This is a genomic window from Candidatus Zixiibacteriota bacterium (genome assembly GCA_022865345.1).
Classification (GTDB): domain Bacteria; phylum Zixibacteria; class MSB-5A5; order MSB-5A5; family RBG-16-43-9; genus RBG-16-43-9.
This window is the reverse complement of the sequence record JALHSU010000258.1, coordinates 1-4,083: the sequence shown is the minus strand read 5'-3', so window position 1 is coordinate 4,083 and position 4,083 is coordinate 1. Positions and strand designations below refer to the sequence as shown.

Here is a 4,083-nt window from a genome sequence, read left to right as displayed (position 1 = left end):
CATCTCCAACCTCAGGCGGAAGAGGAGCGGGACCACCCTTGAAAAGATAATTTATCTCATACACCACATCAGAAACAGTTGTCTTGCCGTCAGCATTATCATCCCCATGCACAAAAGCCGCAGTATTAACATACCCCTGCCTTGCCCAAAGACTATCTTCCTTAGAAAGCCCAACCACCGACGACTGACCACCAGTCCCTATCCTCAAAAAGTAGTTAGCAGATTGCGCCCTCCCACCAAATTCATCTAAGACGTCAGTGAACATCTTAAAGTTTTCGCTGCTGGATTGGGAGTAAGAGTTAAAGGGGAAAAGGAAAAAGACCATCAAGAAAATCATCACAAATTTTGGGTTATTTGATTTACACATTTTCAGCACCTCCTGTTTTCTTCTTTCTGTAGGTCAACCATCTCCGCCTTTGGCGAAGTGGTTGACAATTTTTTTTGTCTAATCCTTCCAAGTTGCAGTTGGCGACAGCGGTTGAGTAAACTCGATTGAAGTTACTTGGGCTTTATCAAGCCGCTTGGTCTCGAATCCTTTCCTCTTTGCCACTATTCTATAAGTGAAATGAGCGTTACTTAATCCCTTATTAAGTTCTATAACATCGAAACCAGTTGTGCCTCTTTTTACAATGACACCTTGGCATTCGTCATTAAGCTGAACAAACACCTTCATAAGATGTTGTTCATTAATGGTCACGGTTTCCAGAAACAGTGGGTCCAGCTCAACATGAGCTTTTCCACCATTTAATTGCCCTTCACCAAAATCCTCAAACCAGACCTCAGGAGATTCTTGGCTATACAATTTTACAGTTCCCTTGGAGACTTCAACAATTGCATTTTTCGTGTAACCTGGAGCAACTGCAAAGTTGCCATCAGAATACACACCATATCCATTTGATGAATGACAGTAACCAGTTACTCCTCTTACATTACTCGGATTGCCAGTTCCGGGTGCCGAGCCAAGAACACCACTTGCCCCTGAACTTGTAGAGGCGACGGTACCGATAACACCTCTGGTGTCACCTGATGTAGCCGTATTCACACCATATACTCCACTTACCCAAGTGTCTGATGACCGTGTTTCACCCCATACACCATAGGTGCTGCCAGAACTTACATCGCCCCAGCCAAAAACACCAGCTGCTGTTGGGTTTCCCGACCCCCCGTGCGTCCAACATCTTCCCAGAACACCAAAAGCATCGCCGTATCCGGTGTTAGCGGCTAAACCATAAACGCCAGCTGAACTACCAGTTGGTGGCTGTTCTCCGCTTGGCGAATGAGTTGAACCCGCTAATCCAAAACTATTATCTGAAGTCCCGGTCGCGGCTCCGTCTCCACTTACTCCTGCACCTCCATTAGTAGAATGAGTTCTTGCAAAAATCCCCTGACCAGAGCCGGAGTTCTCTGCACGAATAATCTCCGAAGAGTTAGTCCCCCATGTTTGCACTTGTCCATTCACAGTTAAGTTTCCATTCAACGTCCCTGATTGGTCATTCCTTAAAAATTGTGTTCCATGGATTCCGTCCACCATATCGGAGTTACTGGAGTAGGGATAAGTATCTCCCCAATGATGTCCATCCCAGATGTCAGCAGAAACCTGTCCATTATGGTACCCATCCAGTTTATCTGCATTGTCTATCGTTCCAGCAAAGTTCCCGTAGATGGTCCCGGTTGATCGAATATCTCCAGCCACATCAAGTTTATACCCCGGGCTTGTCGTCCCGATGCCGACATTGCCATTATTATGAACATAGAGTCTAGGGTTTAGAGTGCCTACCAATGAGTAGGTGGCAAGCGTGATGTCTTTACCTGACAGCCCCAGGGAATCAGCATCGTTACCTAGATAATTGTATGCGTAAATGTTAGCCGCTCCCCCTTCATTATGATAAAGAAAAAGGCCACGAGAGGATGGCTGAATCCATGTGTTCGGATAAATACCTAATATACCGTTTACACTTAATTTTTGATCTGGGCTTGTCGTCCCGATGCCAACGTTGCCAGATGCATCAACCATAAATGTACCCTGTCGGAACTCGTAATTGCTACCATTATACCAAAGTGGTTCCAGATGAATGGCTCCCGCATACGGGGCTTGATTTGAACTAGAATGCGTCACTAAGAGTCTACCTGTACCAGCTGTTCCATCCTCGGTATTTCTGTTCAATCTCAGATAAGAGTCTCCAGTATCATTACGAAATAGCACGTTACCACCCCGAACTTCTAGTTTCTCTTCTGGGCCAGTCGTCCCTATACCGACATTGCCATCGAATATCCCATTACCACTTACATGCAATCTTGCGCTGGGACTCCATGTACCAATACCAAGATTGTCTCCCATCCAAACATTTCCATTGCCTTTGACTGACATTCTGGCAATATTATTGGTTAAGAAATCAATATTCGAAGCATCATTAGTAGTTTGGAGGACAACCCCTGTGGCACTTCCAATATTCAACCAATTGCCTGATTCACCTAAGATTTCCATCCCACCAGAGGTTTTCAAAGTAATGTTACCATCGAAGCGTGATTCTCCTGCTACATGGAATGGTTTTGATGGATTCTCCGTCCCAATACCTACGTTACCATTCAGATGATATATGATATCTCCCTTAATCGTCCAGTCCGCATCTGGCATTGCGAAATGGGCTGTGTCCGCAACTGCGGAGTGATAAGCATACCCCACGCTCACAATCGCTTTTCTCGGAGTCATCTCATTATCATTTCCAACTTTTAAACCCAGGTATCTTGTGTTCCCATCAAAAACTGTAGCAGAGATAGGGTTTACGCTTCCTAACAAAACACTGAAAACCCCATATTCGACTTTGACTGAGGCTTGGGTTTCCGTCCATAAGGGAGTTCCACCAGTGCTGTCCGCATAAATGGAGAACACCATTGAAAATGTATCGCTAATCAAAGCCCCTTGCGGTGTGGTTATTTTCCCCTGGTAATTAATCATTTTGGGAACTTCTGCATTTACAAGAGACGAGAAAACCAGGATTGTTACTAAGCAAGCCAGCAAAATTTTTACCGATTTCATTTTAAACCTCCTTTTTCGTTTGTTCGGGAATTGGAATTCCCGAACATGATTTTTAGTAGCACGACCTTTTTAGGGTCCCAATGCGAGGCTAAAAGCCTCGCGCTACGTAACCTCTACCACCATAAGTAGTAAAGCTGAAGCTTTACACTCCAAAAAGATTCCTGATCACCTCCCCTTGCTAGGTTGAAATTAAAAATAATTTACCCTCTTTTTTGAATTTGATTCTTGATATTCCCCCTCAGTTTTAAAACCCAATTTTGTGTTATGTCAGGTCCTCAGACCTGATTCGCCTGAGGCGAACTGGTAGCCAGGAGAATCAGCGCTTGTCGAATGTCTTTCTTACATTCTAAAACAAAAACCTTATTTGTCAAGGAAAATAACTGTAGTTTCTAAATTTTAGATTGGAGTTGAGACAGGAAGGATAGCAAGATTCACAGCTGATTGAACGGATTAAACGGATGTTCAGAGCAGATATATCAGCTTAATCTGTTTAATCAGCTGTGATGTTATTTCTTCCGTAGGGACGGGTTTGAAACCCGCCCCTACAAAAAATTGCATTGACACGGTCAATGCACTCCAAAAAAAGACCTCACCCCAACCCTCTCCTGAAAGGAGGGGAAATAAAAAGCGACCCTGAAAGGGTCGCGCTACGAAAATTCAAAGGGCGACCACACCGGTTCGCCCCTACATCTCACGTCTTACTTCTTACTTTTTTTCTTCTTATCTAGAGCTAATCCCAAGACCTCATCCACAGTTTCCACGAAGATGAACTTGATCTTCTTCTTGATCTCTTCCGGGACTTCCTCTAAATCTTTCTGATTATGTTTGGATAAGATGATGGTTTTAATCCCAGCCCTATAGGCTGCTAAGGCTTTTTCCTTTAACCCTCCAATGGGCAAAACCTGTCCTCTTAAGGTGATTTCCCCGGTCATGGCCCAAAAAGGTTTTACCGGCCTTTCGGAGAGAAGGGAAACAATCGCTGTAACCATTGTGATGCCGGCAGAAGGACCATCCTTGGGAATGGAGCCGGCTGGCACATGCACGTG

3 protein-coding genes are annotated in these 4,083 nt (G+C 44.5%); all 3 read right to left on the bottom strand.

Translation table 11 applies throughout. The annotated features are described in order from the left end of the window. Positions 1-367, bottom strand: a 367-nt coding sequence (locus tag MUP17_12270) for a hypothetical protein (protein MCJ7459747.1), incomplete at its 3' end; no start/stop codon positions are given. Positions 368-445: 78 nt separating this feature from the next. Further along, positions 446-3,037, bottom strand: coding sequence for a hypothetical protein (locus tag MUP17_12265; GenBank protein ID MCJ7459746.1), 2,592 nt, complete (start codon positions 3,035-3,037; stop codon positions 446-448). A gap of 698 nt (positions 3,038-3,735) precedes the next feature. Further along, positions 3,736-4,083: endopeptidase La (locus tag MUP17_12260; GenBank protein ID MCJ7459745.1), on the bottom strand; the 348-nt coding region annotated here is incomplete at its 5' end.